General features: G+C 38.8%; 15 protein-coding genes. 2 read left to right on the plus strand and 13 right to left on the minus strand.

The genetic code is table 11. The features are described from left to right. Nucleotides 1-3: 3 nt before the first annotated feature. The 6 genes from PARA_RS07425 to PARA_RS07450 all read right to left on the minus strand — a co-directional run bounded on the left by PARA_RS07425 (nt 4) and on the right by PARA_RS07450 (nt 6629). Entirely contained in the window at nt 4-1074 is a 1071-nt protein-coding gene (locus tag PARA_RS07425) for an ABC transporter ATP-binding protein (RefSeq protein WP_014065221.1), read from the minus strand. Nucleotides 1075-1093: 19 nt separating this feature from the next. Beyond that, nucleotides 1094-2089 (minus strand): ABC transporter substrate-binding protein, encoded by a 996-nt coding sequence (locus PARA_RS07430; protein ID WP_014065222.1) that lies wholly within the window; start codon nt 2087-2089, stop codon nt 1094-1096. Nucleotides 2090-2252: 163 nt separating this feature from the next. Further along, nucleotides 2253-2918, minus strand: a complete 666-nt coding sequence (locus PARA_RS07435; RefSeq protein WP_014065223.1) for a DUF484 family protein — start codon at nt 2916-2918, stop codon at nt 2253-2255. A gap of 65 nt (nt 2919-2983) precedes the next feature. After that, on the minus strand, nt 2984-4282 hold the full coding sequence (purA, locus tag PARA_RS07440; RefSeq protein ID WP_005695883.1) for an adenylosuccinate synthase: 1299 nt from the start codon (nt 4280-4282) through the stop codon (nt 2984-2986). Nucleotides 4283-4411: 129 nt separating this feature from the next. Continuing rightward, the gene (lysC, locus tag PARA_RS07445; protein ID WP_014065224.1) at nt 4412-5764 is read right to left on the minus strand and encodes a lysine-sensitive aspartokinase 3; all 1353 of its coding nucleotides are present in this window, start codon (nt 5762-5764) and stop codon (nt 4412-4414) included. A 166-nt stretch (nt 5765-5930) separates the two neighbouring features. Then, nucleotides 5931-6629, minus strand: a complete 699-nt coding sequence (locus PARA_RS07450; RefSeq protein WP_041918261.1) for a SanA/YdcF family protein — start codon at nt 6627-6629, stop codon at nt 5931-5933. A 157-nt stretch (nt 6630-6786) separates the two neighbouring features. Here PARA_RS07450 and metX point away from each other — a divergent pair, with 157 nt between their 5' ends. Next, on the plus strand, nt 6787-7872 hold the full coding sequence (gene metX, locus PARA_RS07455; RefSeq protein WP_014065226.1) for a homoserine O-acetyltransferase MetX: 1086 nt from the start codon (nt 6787-6789) through the stop codon (nt 7870-7872). A 40-nt stretch (nt 7873-7912) separates the two neighbouring features. On the opposite strand, the gene PARA_RS07460 is transcribed toward metX, so the two are convergent. After that, nucleotides 7913-8467, minus strand: a complete 555-nt coding sequence (locus PARA_RS07460; protein WP_014065227.1) for a nitroreductase family protein — start codon at nt 8465-8467, stop codon at nt 7913-7915. 114 nt (nt 8468-8581) lie between these two features. Here PARA_RS07460 and sppA point away from each other — a divergent pair, with 114 nt between their 5' ends. Continuing rightward, nucleotides 8582-10444 carry a signal peptide peptidase SppA gene (gene sppA / locus PARA_RS07465; protein WP_014065228.1) on the plus strand — a complete coding sequence of 621 codons (1863 nt, stop codon included), beginning with the start codon at nt 8582-8584 and terminating at the stop codon, nt 10442-10444. A gap of 60 nt (nt 10445-10504) precedes the next feature. Here sppA and PARA_RS07470 read toward each other — a convergent pair whose 3' ends face one another. The 6 genes from PARA_RS07470 to PARA_RS07495 form a co-directional block, all read right to left on the minus strand. After that, the gene (locus PARA_RS07470; protein ID WP_014065229.1) at nt 10505-11437 is read right to left on the minus strand and encodes a bile acid:sodium symporter family protein; all 933 of its coding nucleotides are present in this window, start codon (nt 11435-11437) and stop codon (nt 10505-10507) included. Nucleotides 11438-11532: 95 nt separating this feature from the next. Further along, nucleotides 11533-12336, minus strand: coding sequence for an ATP-binding cassette domain-containing protein (locus PARA_RS07475; protein WP_014065230.1), 804 nt, complete (start codon nt 12334-12336; stop codon nt 11533-11535). Further along, complete coding sequence (locus PARA_RS07480; RefSeq protein WP_014065231.1) at nt 12336-13391, minus strand: oligopeptide/dipeptide ABC transporter ATP-binding protein; 1056 nt, start codon at nt 13389-13391, stop codon at nt 12336-12338. Before PARA_RS07480 ends, PARA_RS07475 begins: the two co-directional genes overlap by 1 nt. 3 nt (nt 13392-13394) lie before the next feature. Beyond that, complete coding sequence (locus PARA_RS07485) at nt 13395-14282, minus strand: ABC transporter permease subunit (RefSeq protein ID WP_014065232.1); 888 nt, start codon at nt 14280-14282, stop codon at nt 13395-13397. Beyond that, nucleotides 14272-15237: an ABC transporter permease gene (locus PARA_RS07490; protein WP_014065233.1), complete on the minus strand. Its 966-nt coding sequence runs from the start codon at nt 15235-15237 to the stop codon at nt 14272-14274. Before PARA_RS07490 ends, PARA_RS07485 begins: the two co-directional genes overlap by 11 nt. Further along, complete coding sequence (locus tag PARA_RS07495; protein WP_014065234.1) at nt 15237-16937, minus strand: ABC transporter substrate-binding protein; 1701 nt, start codon at nt 16935-16937, stop codon at nt 15237-15239. Before PARA_RS07495 ends, PARA_RS07490 begins: the two co-directional genes overlap by 1 nt. Nucleotides 16938-16968: the final 31 nt, after the last annotated feature.

The raw sequence follows: 16968 nt of genomic DNA on the forward strand, positions 1-16968 counted from the left end.
CCTCTAGATTTCTTTAGCAGAATCAAACCAAAGCAAATCATGAAAACTGATAAAGCAATTTTCACCTTCATTGAACATTAAATTATTACGTAATGCTTTATTAGTTGGGATTTCTGTTCGTAGTGTTACACCATCAATCTCTACCATATAATCCATTACTGCGCCAAGAAAGCTGGCCCTTGATATTTTTCCTAGTAAACCTTCATTGTTTTTGCTTAGTATGATATCGGAAGGTCGACATCCTAATTTCCCTGAGTTAGGTGGCAAGTTTTTCCAGTTTAAAATTTGATTACCTTCTCCAATATAATGATGATTATTTTGGTATCTCACAGGAATGAAATTTGCGAGGCCCATAAATTTAAACACCATCTCATTTTCTGAACGCTCATAAATGTCCCATGGTGTTCCAACTTGTTGGATATCGCCGTGTTCATTCATAATGGCCAAACGATCTGATATTGCGAGGGCAATTTCTTGGTCATGTGTTACGTACAGAATAGTAATGCCAAGTTTTTTCTGTAATTCTTTAATTTCAAAACGCATTTCCTCTCGAAGATTGGCATCCAAATTATTGAGAGGTTCGTCCAAGAGCATTAAAGACGGTTTAGCAACTAACGCCCTTGCGAGAGCAACGCGCTGTTGTTGCCCTCCTGATAATTGAGAAGGTAAACGTTCTTCTAAACCAGTCAAATTAACTAATTCGACCACTTCCATCACTTGTTTATGGAGAGCTTGTTTTTCAATATTCTTTAATTTAAGAGGGTAGGCGATATTGTCAAAGACTGTCATATGCGGCCAAACAGCATAATCTTGGAAGACCACACCTAAACCGCGTTGATCTGGTGGAATATCCGTGTTTGTAGCGGGATCGGCAACAACCACATCATCAATTAAAATACGGCCACTATCTGGCACATCAAATCCTGCAAGCAGGCGTAATAAGACAGTTTTCCCACAGCCGGATGGGCCAAGAAGCGTAAAACATTCTCCATCTTGTACAACTAAGGACAGATTTTTTAACACTTCATTTGAACCGAATTTTTTGGATACATTTTCAAATGTAATTGTTGCCATAATCACTACTCCTTACTGATTAACGACCTTGAAGAATTTGAGTGAAATGTTTAATTGTTTCTTCTTTTTCTGACATTAATTTTTCATAGTCAATAGGAATTGCTCTTGATACCGCATCCTCTAGAGATGGCATACCAAATTTAGCATCAAGTTCAATACCTTTTCTAACTGGTAATGTTCCTTCATTTGCAATGATTTTTTGTCCATCTTCAGAAAGTAAGAAGTCAATAAATTTTTGTGAAGCAGCAAGGTGTTCAGTACCTTTTAAGATCGCTGCAGGGCTAGGGATGACAAGCGTTTCTTTTGGATAAACCAATTTTAATTGCGCGCCTTTTTTGATTTTATCGTTGGTAATATAGTCAACAGCGAGGGAGGCTAATAAATCACCAGATGCGGTATCGTCGATAACTTGTCCTGCGCCTTTACCCACTTTAGCTTTATTTGCTTTTAATTTTTCAAAGAATTCCCAACCAAATTTATCCTTTAATAAAGACACACTCATATATGAAGTACCCGATAATGCAGGGTTTGCAATACCAAACGCACCTTTATATTCAGGTTTTAAGATATCAGCCCATTCAGCAGGCGGGTTATCTTTAACGAAGCGAGTATTGTAGGCTATTGCTAGTGTACCGAGGCGGATTGGGGTAAAGGAACCATCAAAGTTAGGGATAGGGTTAACAATATTGGCAGTTTCAGGAGAAACATAAGCTTCAAGCATGCCGTTTTTTTTCATTTGGAAGAAGTCAGGTACTTCACTTGTCCAAATCACATCGGCCATAATTTTCCCGGATTCTTTTTCCGTTGCAATTTTAGCCATCAATTTTCCGGCGCCGGCAGACTGATAATCCATTTCAACATCTGGATGTTTTTCAGTAAATTTTGCTTTTAATGCACCAATTAATGATTCTTTCATTGATGTGTACACAATTAATTTTTCTTGTGCCGCCGCCATATTACTAAGTGACATACCTAGTCCAATGGCAATCAATGTTAAAGACATTTTTTTATTCATAATGAAACCTCACTGAGATAGGGATAAAATCAGTAAATGAGATCAAACTACGATCGACATTTATACCAAAACATCTAACCTACAAAATACGCTTAAATATTTGAATATAAAAGTCTAAATTTAAATAATTTTCAGATTTGTGATAGAGATCACTTAATACCGTTTAAAGCCATCTTCCCAAATGTAATTCCACAATATCGACTAAATGTCGAAGAAATGTGGTGTCTTGGTCGTTGTGAAAACGGTCAGTGTCGCGAGATTTGAAGAGTAAAAGTGCGGTTGGTTTTTGCGGTGTTCCACCCAAACGGCAAATCGCCACAGAGCCGATAGGGAGCTCTTCTGGAAGGAACATGAGGGCTTTTTCTTTATTGGAGAGATCGCCTAAATAGAATTGGCGTAACCCCATACGCTCTAGGCGAATGAGTTCAAAGGCTTTTCGGTCTAACCAATGTTGTTCAGGAATAGAATTATTTTTTTGCCAGCTGTCAGTGAAAAGTAAGATTTTAGCACCTTCTAGTTCATAGCCTTTTGCCCAGTCATCAAGCTTTTCATTGATGGCAATGAAGTCTTCTGTTTGAAATAGTTTTTTCTGCAAAGGTAAGAGAGCAAAGAAGATATCCGCTTCTTGATGAGCAAGTTGATGAAATTTTTCGAGGAGTTGAGTAAGCGTTTTGATTTGTTCTCGTTGCTGAGCAAGTTGTGCTTCGACTAACGAAATCGTCCCTTCTTCATGGCTATGCGGAATACTAAGCTGTTGAAGTAGCTCAGGGCGATGGGTAAAAAAATCAGGGTGATTTTTTAGGTAGTCAGCAATATCTTGTTCAGTCATCAAAAACTCCTTAAAAAAATAACCGCACTTGGTTGTGCCAAAGTGCGGTTTATTTTTATGCTGTTTTAGGCTGCAAATGGATCGCGTAAAATCATTGTTTGAACACGATCTGGACCTGTTGAAAGGATAGCTACTGGCACACCAGTTACTTCTTCGATACGTTTGATGTAATCACGGCAAGTTTGCGGTAGTTTATTTACATCAGTCACACCGAAGGTGTTTTCTTTCCATCCTGGTAAGGTTTCGTAAATTGGCTCTACGCCTTCCCAATCTTTCGCTGCTAGTGGTGCATATTCAACGATTTCGCCATTTGGCATTTTGTAAGCGGTACAGATTTTCACTTCATCGAAACCATCTAATACGTCTAATTTGGTCATACAGAAGCCAGAAATAGAGTTAAGTTGAATCGCACGGCGAATGGCTACGGCATCAAACCAACCACAACGACGAGGACGACCAGTTACTGCACCAAATTCATTACCTTTGCGAGCAATTTCAGCACCAGTTTCATCGAATAATTCTGTGGTGAATGGACCGCCACCAACACGTGTACAGTATGCTTTGATGATACCTAACACATAATCAAGGTTACGAGGACCGAAACCAGAACCAGTTGCTACGCCGCCTGCTGTGGTGTTCGAACTGGTTACATACGGATAGGTGCCGTGGTCGATATCAAGCATGGTGCCTTGTGCACCTTCGAATAAAATGTTGTCGCCATTTTTGCGAGCGGTATCTAAGATGGTTGTAATATCCGCCACCATGCCGGTAATAATATCAGCTACCGCGAACACATCGTCTAATGTTTTTTGATAATCAACAGGTTCTACTTTGTAGTAGTTCACCAATTGGAAATTATAGTATTCAAGGATATTTTTTAATTTTTCAGCAAAGGCTTCGCGATTGAATAAATCGCCCACACGTAAACCACGACGAGCGACTTTATCTTCATAAGCGGGGCCGATACCACGACCGGTTGTACCAATGGCTTTTTTACCTAATGCGGCTTCACGAGCGTGATCCATTGCAACGTGATAAGGTAGGATTAATGGACAAGCTTCTGAAATTAATAAACGTTCACGTACTTTTACGCCACGGCTTTCTAATTCGCCCATTTCTTGCATTAATGCGGCAGGAGAAAGCACCACGCCGTTACCGATTAAACAGGTCACGTTATCACGTAAAATACCCGATGGAATTAAGCGTAATACAGTTTTTTCACCATTAATAATTAACGTGTGACCTGCGTTGTGACCACCTTGGTAACGCACCACATATTTGACTCGATCCGTTAATAAATCAACGATCTTGCCTTTCCCTTCATCGCCCCATTGAGCGCCAAGAACAACAACACTTTTTCCCATAATTTCCGCCTTAAGTTTGCGTAAGTTTATAAATCAGACAAACGATTACTTTACTCTTTTTTTGCCGTAATCTCAAATTTAAAACGTAAAAAAGTGCGGTTATTTTTAACCGCACTTTCCTTAAATTTATTATTCAAACAACGATTTATGTAATGAACGTACTACATCATCCGCTTTGTCGCTATGTGCTAGCATACAAATGTTATTCGTGCTTGCACCATAGCTAATCATGCGAATGTTATAACCTTCGAGCGTGTCGAAAATGCGTTTTGCTACACCAGAAGCAAGGTGTAAGTCATTTCCAATTAATGCGACAAGTGATAATCCGGTATCGACCTTCACGGTGCAATATTGACTTAATTCTTCTAATAATTCTGGTGAAAGTAATTCAACACCAGATGAAGCAGAACCTGTTTTATCTAAAGTTAATGCAATACTCACTTCAGAAGTGGTAATGGTGTCCACCGAAATTTTATATTTGGCTAAGATATTGAATACATTCGCAAGGAATCCTTGGGCGTGTAACATGCTTAAGCTTGAAAGCGTCAATAAAGTTTGATCACGGCGAACTGCAATTGCACGGAATGTCGGACGTGGTTGTGGATCGCGTGTTACCCAAGTACCACCAGCATCAGGCGCTTTACTTGAACCTACATAAACGGGAATATTACTGCGTACAGCTGGAAGTAATGTTGCTGGGTGTAATACTTTAGCGCCGAAAGTTGCCATTTCAGCAGCTTCAGCAAAGCTCATGGTATCAATACGTTTTGCTTCAGGGACGACACGCGGGTCTGTGGTGTAAATTCCCGCCACATCCGTCCAAATTAATACATCTTTTGCGTTTAATACTTCCGCTAAAAGTGCAGCAGAGTAGTCACTACCACCACGACCTAAAGTAGTCGTTTTACCGCCTGGTTCACGACCGATAAAGCCTTGAGTGATGACTAATTCGCCACGGTCGATTAATGGTTTTAATAAATTATCGCAGTTCGCTTGAGTTTGCGCATCATCGGGTGCGGCTTTACCAAAGTTATCATTAGTCGCCACTAAAGTACGAACATCCACCCAAGTCGCAGAGGCTTGTAATTCTCTTAATACTTCAATGAAAATCTGTGTTGACATCATTTCACCTTGACTGATGATTTCATCAGTTAAAGCAAGTGATGTCGCAAGGCTAGCCGCTTCAGAAAGTGCGGTAATATTTTCTAAGTATTTTTCGATGATAGGGCGAACACGGCTGTCGTCTTTTAATTCATTTAAAATGTTTTCTTGAATTTGGCGGACTTCACCAATTAATTTCGCGCGCTCTTCAGCTTCGACACCATTGGCTAAGGCAACTAATAAGTTTGTTACGCCAGCAGAGGCAGAAAGCACGACAACGCGAGTATTAGGATCTGCAATAACGATTTTGGCACAAGCTTGCATCGCGGAATAGTTCGCGACGGATGTACCACCAAATTTTGCTACCGATAAATGAGACATAAGATAATCCTCTAAAATAAAAAAGTAAGATGTTGTGTTTTATGATGGCTATTAGAAATAGCGATTTAAGTAAAAATTGTCAAATAAATATGATAAAAAATCGTATAAAAATCTTTTTATTTAGATGTTTTTTGATTAAACAGGGTAAAAATTAAAGAATAGTTAACTATTCAGCAGGCATTGGTAGCGGTTCTGGTGTACCAAGAAAGTAGGGTTTTACCCCGATAATTAAGTCTAATACAGCTTTCACACGAGCAAACATTTCGCGGACACGTGTCCCAAAATAAACTTCTGGCTGTTTAGCGGTGAAACAAATGGCATCAATATCGTAATGTTTAGCAATAAGTAGCGCGCGTTCACAATGGAATTTTTGACTGATGATCGTAAAGGAAGGAACTTGGAAAACTTTATTAGCTCGCACAACAGAGTCTAAGGTGCGGAATCCTGCAAAATCTTTAAACATGACGCTTTCAGACACGCCCATTCTACGTAGGTCCAAAAACATGGTACGAGGTTCGTTATATTGAAGCGTGCGGTTATCACCACTTAGCAGTAAATAATCAACTTTATTTTGATCGATTAAGTATTTTGATGCTTCTAAACGGTAGTCGTAATATTTGTTGGTTTTACCTTTGGCAACATATTTGGATGTGCCCAATACTAATGCATAGTGACGATGTGGGAGTGTTTCAACGTCTTCATAAACGCGATCCTGGACATAGAAACTCACAGCGCGATCAATGGTGAAACAACCAATCAAGACGAGTAAACCTAACCCCAAAGCGTAGCCGAGGAGTTTTTTCAGCGGAAGGCGAGAGAGCCATGAAAGTGCGGTCATTTTTGACAGCATTTTGGATAGTTGCATATGGCTAACATACTGAAAAAGCAAAATAATTTCAAGTGTAATTTGTTTACTAAATTGATAAGGAAATATTTAGACGTCTAAACGTCTAAAATTTCTTGACAAAAAACATGAGCTGTTGATAATTGGTAAATCATCAACGTAAAAGGTTATCATTTTAATGGCTGTGCAAAATGTCGTGCTGTTTCAAGACAATCCCCTCCAATTAACATTGGGTGGGCAGCTTTCGCCTATTAATGTCGCATATCAAACTTACGGCACTTTAAATGCAGATAAAAGCAATGCTGTATTGATTTGTCATGCCTTAACAGGAGATGCCGAACCTTATTTTGATGAACCGAATAAAGATGGTTGGTGGCAAAACTTTATGGGCGAAGGTCTAGCCTTTGATACATCTAAGTACTTTTTTATTTGCTCAAATGTATTAGGCGGGTGTAAAGGGACAACGGGACCAAGCTCAATTAATCCCACTACAGGAAAACCTTACGGTAGCCAGTTCCCCAATATTATTGTTCAAGATATTATCAAAGTACAAAAAGCGTTACTTGAGCACCTTGGTATCCCACATTTAAAAGCAATAGTGGGGGGCTCTTTTGGTGGTATGCAAGCCACACAATGGGCAATTGATTATCCAGATTTTATGGATAACATTGTGAATCTTTGTTCTTCTATCTTCTTTAGTGCGGAAGCCATAGGGTTTAACCATGTCATGCGCCAAGCGGTGATTAATGATCCGAATTTCAATAATGGTGACTATTATGATGGGATACCGCCAAATCAGGGCCTTTCCATTGCGCGCATGTTGGGAATGTTAACGTATCGTACCGATGTGCAGTTGGCTAAGGCATTTGGTCGTGCAACTAAATCTGAAGGGCAATTCTGGGGCGATCACTTTCAAGTAGAATCCTATTTGAGTTATCAAGGTAAAAAATTCTTAGATCGTTTTGATGCCAACACTTATTTGCATTTATTACGAGCTCTCGATCTATATGATCCAAGTGTTGGTTATGCGGATGTAAAAGAAGCTTTATCTCGAATTAAAGCACGTTATACGTTAGTATCCGTCACGACAGATCAACTATTTAAATCCATTGATTTACATAAAAGTAAACAGCTTTTAGAACAAGCGGGAGTCGATTTAAAATTTTACGAGTTTCCGTCGGATTATGGTCATGATGCCTTTTTAGTGGATTATACGGCGTTTGAGCACAAAATCCGAAGCGGGATAGAAGGCGAGTTAGAATAAAAGGAACAGAAAAGGCGGAAATATCCGCCTTTTTTGATTTTTATAAATGGCTCACGAAACGTGATAAATCTTTTGGTTTACACTCTTTTTCTAATTTTTCAGCCGCTGTACCAATTTGTAATAAGGCAACAATCTTATCATTTTTACCACAGCCAAATGCTTCACGTAATTCACGTCCTTCAATAAGTGGCCCCGTTGCCCAAAAGCTCTCAAAGCCTAGCGCATTACCAGCAAGTTGAAGAGCATAAGTTGCTGCACCTGCAGTAAGCATTTGTTCCCAACCAGGAACTTTGGCGACTTCATGATTAATTTTAGCAATGACAGCAATAACCATCGGTGCGCGGCGTGCAAAATTCTCTGCTTTTTTTAGTCGCTCTTCACCTAAATTAAATTCAGTCACCGCTACTTTGAGTAAGTTCTCTAATTTACTTAAACCAGTGCCTTGCATCACGACAAAATGATAAGGTTCGAGTTTACCATGATCGGGTGCACGTAAAGCTGCTTGAAACATTTGTTCTAATTGCACTTGGCTAGGTGCTGGCGCCGTTAATTTTTTATTGGATTTGCGTTGTGTTAAAAGAGTTAATGCGTCCATAGTGTTTTTCCCTTTTTTAGTTTTAAGTGCGGTTAATTATAACATAGTTTTTCACTAAACTTTATGATAGGCTACGCACAATTTTTATTTCTGTTTTTAAAGGTTTAATTTCACATGAATACCATATTAAGCGTATTGAAATTTTGTTGTAAAGCGCTCAATTTTATCCGAAATCTTGTGATGAATTTTGTGTTTTTATTATTTGTTTTAGCGTTGATTTTTCTTGTCGGCCTTTTTGGTGATGGTAAGAAAAGCCAAGTATTATCAGGTGATCAAGGTGCATTATATTTAAATTTAACGGGCTATCTTGCGGATAACACGGAAGATATGTTGAGTTGGGAAAAGGAACTCCAACGTTTAAATAATGAAAAAGTCTCTTATAAATATTCAACCTTTGATGTGGTGCAAAGTATTTTATCTGCGAAAGATGATGAACGCATTCGTGGTTTAGTGTTGAATTTAAATGACTTTGAAGGGGGGGATCTTCCATCATTAGAGTATGTAGGAAAGGCCATTCAAAGTTTTAAAGAATCAGAAAAGCCAGTTATTGCTTATGCTGACAATTACACACAATCACAATATTTTCTTGCGAGTTTTGCGGATGAAATTTATCTCAATCCGATTGGACAAGTCGGTATTCAAGGTTTACGTTATGAAAATCTTTACTTCAAATCCATGCTCGAAAAACTTGAAATTACGCCGCATATTTTCCGAGTGGGGACATATAAGTCCGCGGTAGAACCTTTCTTGCGTGATGATATGTCACCAGAAGCACGAGCGAATATGCAGAAATGGCTTGGGGGGATGTGGCAAAACTACATGCAAACGTTAATGGTTAATCGTCATATTACCGCTAATGATGTATTACCCAATGCACAAAAATATATTAGTGATTTAAAAGCGTTAAAGGGTGATGAAACGGCTTATGTGAAAAAACGTCAGTTAGTGACACATTTTGCGACAAGATTGGATTTAGATAAAAAATTGACCGCATTTTTTGGTCAAGATGCAGAGGGAAATACTAAATTATTAGATTTTGAAGATTATTTATCTGATTTAGGTGATCGTTTCTCTGTTGATCCAAATGAAAAAAATATCGTTGCTGTAGTTAATGTCGAAGGGACAATTATTGATGGGGAAAGCAATGAAGAGTCTGCTGGTGGTGATACCATTGCGAGATTATTAAGACAGGCTCACGATAATGAGAAAGTGAAGGCAGTTGTTCTCCGTGTTAATTCTCCGGGCGGTAGCGCTTTTGCATCAGAAATTATTCGTCAGGAAACTGAAAATCTTCAAAAAGCAGGTAAGCCTGTTGTGGTATCTATGGGCGGTATGGCTGCATCTGGTGGTTATTGGATTTCATCTACTGCAGATTATATTGTGGCAGATAAAAATACGATTACGGGTTCCATTGGGATCTTTGCATTATTCCCAACCTTTGAAAACACGATTAAAAAAATGGGAATGAGTACCGATGGGGTAGCGACAACAGATCTCGCGGAAACATCAGCTTTAAGCCCTCTGAATAAAAATACTCAAGATATCTATCAACTTGGTATTGAAAATGGTTATGACCGCTTCTTAGAGGTCGTAAGCCGTGGTCGTCAGTTATCAAAAGATAAAGTAGATAAAATTGCTCAAGGCCAAGTTTGGTTAGGGCAAGATGCACATAAAAATGCTTTGGTGGATGAATTAGGTGATATAGATGTAGCCATTGAGAAAGTAGGAGCCCTAGTAAACCAAAATCCGGATAAATATATGGATAGCTTTAGTGTGCAATGGTTGGTTGATGAAGATAATAGTTTCTTAGCTCAATTAGATCGTAAGCTTAAACAAAAAGGTCAAGCCTTACTGACAAATTGGTTGGGATTGCCACAAGAAGTGCATCAAGTAAAAAAACAACTGAATGTGTTAACCAAATTTAATGATCCAAAAGGGCAGTATTTGTATTGTTTAAATTGTGGTTCGGTTAAGTAAAACAGTAAAATACAAAAAGGGCGGAATGTAATTTCCGCCCTTATTTTTTACCCAAATCGCTTATTTTTCATTTTTGATATTAGAGAAAATATTTGCCAAAATTGGACCCGATACATTGTGCCAGAAACTAAATAAAGCACTTGGTACCGCTGCAATTGGGTTAAAATGAGCAGCAGCTAATGCCGCACCTAAACCTGAGTTTTGCATACCGACTTCAATTGCCACCGCTTTACTATCCGCCGTATTAAGTTTAAATAATTTTGCCGCAAAGTAGCCAATTAAATAGCCTAAGCAGTTATGTAAAACCACTACGCTGAAAATTAATAGGCCAGATTCTACGATCTTATCTTTACTTACTGCTACGACGGCTGCAAGGATTAATACAATAGAAATAACAGACACTAATGGCATAGTTTGGCTTGCTTGTTCCACCTGTTTTTTGAAGAGTGCACGAACAACTAAACCTAAGAAAATTGGGAATAATACCATTTGTAATACAGACATAAACATCGCGCCCGCATTAATATCTAACCATTGACTTGCTAACACATAGAAAATAGCAGGCGTTAATAATGGTGAAAGTAAGGTTGAGATTGTTGTACATGCGACAGAAAGCGCTGTGTTACCTCTCGCTAAGTAAGTCATTACGTTTGATGAAGTACCACCCGGGCAAGCCCCCACAAGAATGACACCGACCGCTAAATCAGCTGGCAAATCGAAAGCTTTCGCTAATCCGAATGCGATAGCAGGCATAATGATAAATTGACCTGCCACACCAATGAATACAGATTTAGGATGTTTAGCCACTTCACTGAAATCAGCAAAGGTTAAGGTAATCCCCATACCAAACATGACTAAACCTAAAAGGTAAGGAATGTATGGCGCAAAAATTTTAAATTGTGCAGGGAAGAGAAAGGCGAGAAGAGCAAAAACAATCGCCCATAATGCGAAAGTTTTACTCACAAAGTTAGTGAGTTTTAATAATGCTTGCATAATTGCTTTCCTATTTTGTTAAAAAGAATGAAAAGAGCGGTCAATTTTAAAGACGTTTTTTTGAGATGTCTATGCCTAACTTATTTTAAAGAGAATTAGGAAGTCGTTGTTTGCCAAGCATTTTCATCAAGCAATTGACCAAAATGGCTTTCTACAAGTAGGCGAGTAATATTATTTTGAGGATTAGAAAAGATTTCTCTTGGTGTACCAGATTCGATAATTTCACCATCATCCATCACCAAAACTTGATCTGCAATATGTTTGATAATGCCTAAATTTTGTCCAATATAAATATAGGAAATGCCTAAGTGTTCTTGTAAATCTAAAATTAGATTAAGCAATTGAACGCGAACGGAGGCATCTAATGTACCAAGTGCATCATCAATAATAATCACTTCAGGCTGAAGAATGAGTGCGCGAGCCAAAGCGATCCGTTGTTTTTGACTGACAGAGAGATGTTTAATTTTAAGGTTGGTGTAATCAGGATAAAGCCCTACCAACGAAAGCGTTTCAAAGATCTTTTGATTGCGCGTTTCTTCATCCCAATCGGTAATTAATCGCAGCGGTGCATCTAAGGCTTGACCAATATTTAAGCGAGGGTTAAACGCTGAATTCGCATCCTGGAAAACCATTCGGATATGTTGCGCGCGATAGTGAAAATCTTCAAATTGGAGTGGTAAATCATTAAATAAGATTTTTCCCGAAGTCGGGGACGTAATCCCTGCAATCATTTTCACTAAGGTTGATTTTCCTGAGCCATTTTTACCAATAATCGCAAGCGTTTCTTTCCGACTAAGCGAAAAGCTGACGTCCTTTACCGCATAAAACCGCTCAGAGCCAAAAAGTTTGGCTGGACCATCAAAGGTTTTACTGAGATTTTCCACTTTTAATAATGGCATTATTCGTTTCCTTTTGATTCAGTGTTGAGCGTAAGCGGTGAAGCTGCCACTTTATCTTTAAACTGCCGTTCTCGAAGATTAATCGGATGATGGCAGGAGAACTCATGCTGTTTAATACGATAGCGGCTTGGTTTTTGAATACATTCACGTTGAGCGAAAGGACAACGAGGCCCTAAACGACAACCAATAGGCATTTGTTCCAAAATTGGTACGGTGCCTTCTAGTGTTCCTAATTTGCTTTTAAAACTTAAAGGACGACTAAAATCTGGCACAGAGTAGAGCAAGGCTTGCGTATAAGGGTGATGAGGCGTTTCCAATAATTGTTCAGTTGGTCCTGATTCCGTATTTTGCCCACAATAAAGGACGGAAATGCTATCACACCATTCACTTATACTTTTAAGATCGTTACTTGCTAATAAAATCGTTGTACCTTGGTTTTGGTTCATACTTGAAAGCAAGCGGAAAATCTGCAAAGCCGTAATGGATTCCAAAGAATTAGTGGGTTCGTCCGCAATTAATAGGCGAGGTTGATTCGCCACTGCTACAGCGATCATCACTTTTTGCCCTTCACCTTCAGTGAGGTCATCTGGATAACTTGCCATAATGTCTTGGTGATCTTTGATACCTACGCGGTGTAGTAGTTCAATTGCGCGACGTTTTTTCCAACCAAACCATTGCCACCAACGGCCTTTAAAGGTCCAATTGGGAATACTTTGGATAAGCTGTTTGCCGATTTTTCGACTTGGGTCTAGGCAGCTTAATGGATTTTGGAAAATCATTGAAATTTCTTTTCCAACGATTTTTCGACGTTGATTCGGAGTCAGTTTAAGCAATTCAACATCATTAAAACGAAAACGGTCAGCGGTGACAATCCAGTTTTCCTTGATAGAATTACTGATCACTTTAGCGATTAAGCTTTTACCTGAACCTGATTCACCGACGAGCCCTAGAATTTCCCCTTCATTAAGCGAAAGATTGACGCCGTCCACAATTTTTATGCGGCCGTTTGGTGTTTGAATTTCAATATTAAGATTGCGAATATCTAACAGCGCCATGGGTTACTCGTAATATTTATTGATTGCTTGACACAATCCGTTAGTAAAAATAATGCTTAATAAAATGGTAAAAATAATAGCAAAACCAGGTAATAAAACAGTCCAAGGCGCAAGATAAATTAACTCCAGTGAGTCTTTGATCATCGCCCCCCATTCTGGCATAGGGCGTTGCGCACCAAGAGAAATAAAGCTTAATGCTGTGATATCTAAAATTGCCACCACAAACGCACGGGCGATTTCTTGCGTATAGATAGCACTAATATTAGGCAAGATTGTAGTTTTTAGTAGCTCCCAATTTGAAATGCCATCTAATTTGAGTAGGAGAACATAGTCTTTCTTCAGCTCTTGTTGAATGGCTTGATAAATGGCATGCACAAAATACGGCAAAATAGCTAATAGGGTAGCAAACATCGCATTCATTAAGCTCGGTTCCATTAACGTGGAAATGATAATGGCAATCAGCAAAATAGGAATCGATAAAAAAGCATCGAAAAAATGACCTAAAAAACGCGCTTTAATCCCGTCAGACATGCCCGCAAGAATACCTAGTGCGCCCCCAATAATTGCCACAGCGATAACCACCAAAAGGGATGAACCAAGAGTGTATTGTGTCCCCATTATTAATCGACTGAGTACATCTCGGCCAAGATCGTCCGTGCCAAAGAAAAAGGCGATACGACCTTTTTCTACCCAAGATGGCGGCATCAATTCTTCTCCCACAAACTCCATGCTTTCGCTATAAGGCATGATGAGTTTCGGGAAAATAGCGACCAAAATCAGGATAAAAAATAAATAGAAACTAAATAATGCCACACGATTTTGGCGGAAAAGCAACCAAATTTGAAAGAAGGAGGTGCTTTCACGAAATTCATCAGGTTCTCTATCTTGCATACCAGCCCTTCTTATTAAATGGATCTAACATAAACATCAGCGACTTGGCTAAGGTATCAATAATGATGATGCAAACACCGATCACTACGACACCGGCAGAAATACTGTTGTAATCTTGTTGGGTTACGGCATCAATCAGCCAACGTCCTATTCCTGGCCAACCTAAAACGTTTTCTACCAACATACATTGTGTTAATACTAAGGTAAATACGCGAGTAAGCTGTGGAATCAATAATGGAAATGTATTACGAAAAACGTAACGTTTTAAAATTGTCCATTTCGACCATCCACGTGTTACAGCCGCTTTGGCATATTCTTGTTGAAGTAAATAATCAGCTCGTTGCTGAATGATGCGGATAAATTCCATTGTCGGCAGAATACAAAGCACTAATGTCGGTAAGGCTAAATGCTGTAAAACGTTTTGTACGATTTTGGTTCGGTAAGGGATATCAACAAACCACATGTCAATGGTAGGGAAACCTGTGATAGGTTTGATTTCATACAGCAAATTATACTGCCCGATGGCTGCAATCTCCCAGCTTTGAATCGCTGCTACATAGAGTAAAATCGGGGCAAACCAGAAAATAGGAATAGATAAACCAACATTAGAGATACTTTGCAATGCGCGTGCACAAGGACGCTGATTATAGACCGCACTTAATACGCCGAGAGGAATACCTAAGATGCAAGCCAATAAAAGTGCGGTAAAACAGAGCTCTAATGTAGGTGGTAATACAGTAAAAATTAAATCTTTTAACGATTCTCCGCCGTTATAGGTAATTCCTAAATCGCCCTGTAACAATGATGTAAGGTAATGATAATAAGCACTATAAATGTTACTTGTGACAAGATCAGCATTGAGCGGATCTCGCATTAAAATCACAAAACTTAATACGGATAAAATCAATAATAAAATGCTTACCCAAATGACGTAACGAATTGCTGAAAAGAGCATTATTTTTTCTCCTTATTTTTCATGAAATACAAGGTAGAAAAATTGATGCTACCAAATGGAGTCATTTCAATTCCTTTTACATTACCACGTGCGACTAAAAGTCGTTTTACGTTTGCAATTGGCACAATAGGTAATTCGTTCAAAATGAGCTCTTGCGCATTGTTATACGCTTTAGACCGTTCATATAAATGATTAGTGGATAGTGCGCGATCCATCATCTTATCAAATTCAGGGTTACACCAATTGGATAGATTAGTGATTTCCTTTTGTGTATCACAACTTAAAATCGGGCGCATAAAACCGTCAGGATCAAGGTTTCCAGCAAGCCAACCTGTTAAGATTAAATCATAATCTTCTGTGCCTTTTCGCAATTGTTCGATTAAAAACGTGCGTGTTACTGACCGCACTTTAACATCCACTCCCGCTTTGGCTAAATCCCATTTGATGAGCTCTGCCATTTTAATTGGTGCAGGGTTATATACTTGTTCTTCGTTTATTACCCACATCTTTAACGCGAGTTTTTTATCACGTAATGTTTTTTCCGCTTCTGAGGGTTGATAATCATAAGAAAAATCAGGCGTATTAATCGCAGAAGCCCAAGATATATCAGGGATAATGTTATTCGCTACGGTTGCTGTATTATGGTAAATATTTCGCACAATTCTAAAACGATTTAAGCTTTGTGAAATGGCTTGGCGAATGGTTTTATCCTGCATTAATGGCTTTTGGAAATTGAAAGCCAAATAGGCTAGGTTCATTCCATCTGTAGATTGCAGATAATAACGATCATCTTTTTCGCTTAACAAACCGAGTTGACTGACTTCAGGATAAGACGCGATTTGACATTCATTATTAAAGAATTTAATTAAACGTCCTGTACGATCCGCAGAAAGATCCACAATAATATTTTTAATTTTGGCTTCTTTTTTCCAATAATCCTCATTGCGAACCAAGCGAACATATTGGTTATACACGTAATCTTTTACTTGATAAGGGCCCGTGCCAACAGGATGCGTATCCAATTGGGTGAGGTTATCATCCGCACTTAATTGATACGCATATTCTTGCGAGAAAATAATAGAGTATTGACTGGCAAGATGTGACAGAATTGAAGCATCGGGTTCAAATAGATCAATTTTGACCTGATAAGGGTTCGTTGCTGTGATGCTTTTAATTTTTTGGTTTAATTTAATACTTTCAAAATACGGAAAGTGAACCTTCTTAGCCTGCTCATGGAAGATTCTATATTGTGGATTTTTGTAGGTGACCACATCATCAGAAAGTGTAGGCAGGTAAGTATCGTGTCCTAAAACACGATTAATCGAAAAGACCACATCTTCTGCATTAAAGTCACGCGTAGGCGTAAACCAAGGGGTATGATGGAATTTCACCCCTTTACGAAGGTTAATGAGAATTTGTTTTCCATCAGATGAAAGAGAATAAGATTGGGCTAACACAGGAACAAGCGCAGCACTATGGTCTTTAATATCAAACAATTTGTTATAAATTTGCTCCGTCACTACATTCATACTAGTGCCGGCATCAGCGGTTTGCGGGTTAAAGGAAAAGCCCGATGCATTCGTGCAGTAGGTTAAGCCGTTTTCTGTCAGCATTTTGGGTATGCTTGGTGCGGCTTGTGCCAGATTAATTTGGCTCAACCCACACAATAAAAAACAAAAAGTGACATTTCGACGTAACATAGCTTTATTATTAAAGACCGTTTTGTGATAA

The sequence above is a fragment of the Haemophilus parainfluenzae T3T1 genome (assembly GCF_000210895.1).
In the GTDB taxonomy this organism is placed as follows: Bacteria; Pseudomonadota; Gammaproteobacteria; order Enterobacterales; family Pasteurellaceae; genus Haemophilus_D; species Haemophilus_D parainfluenzae_A.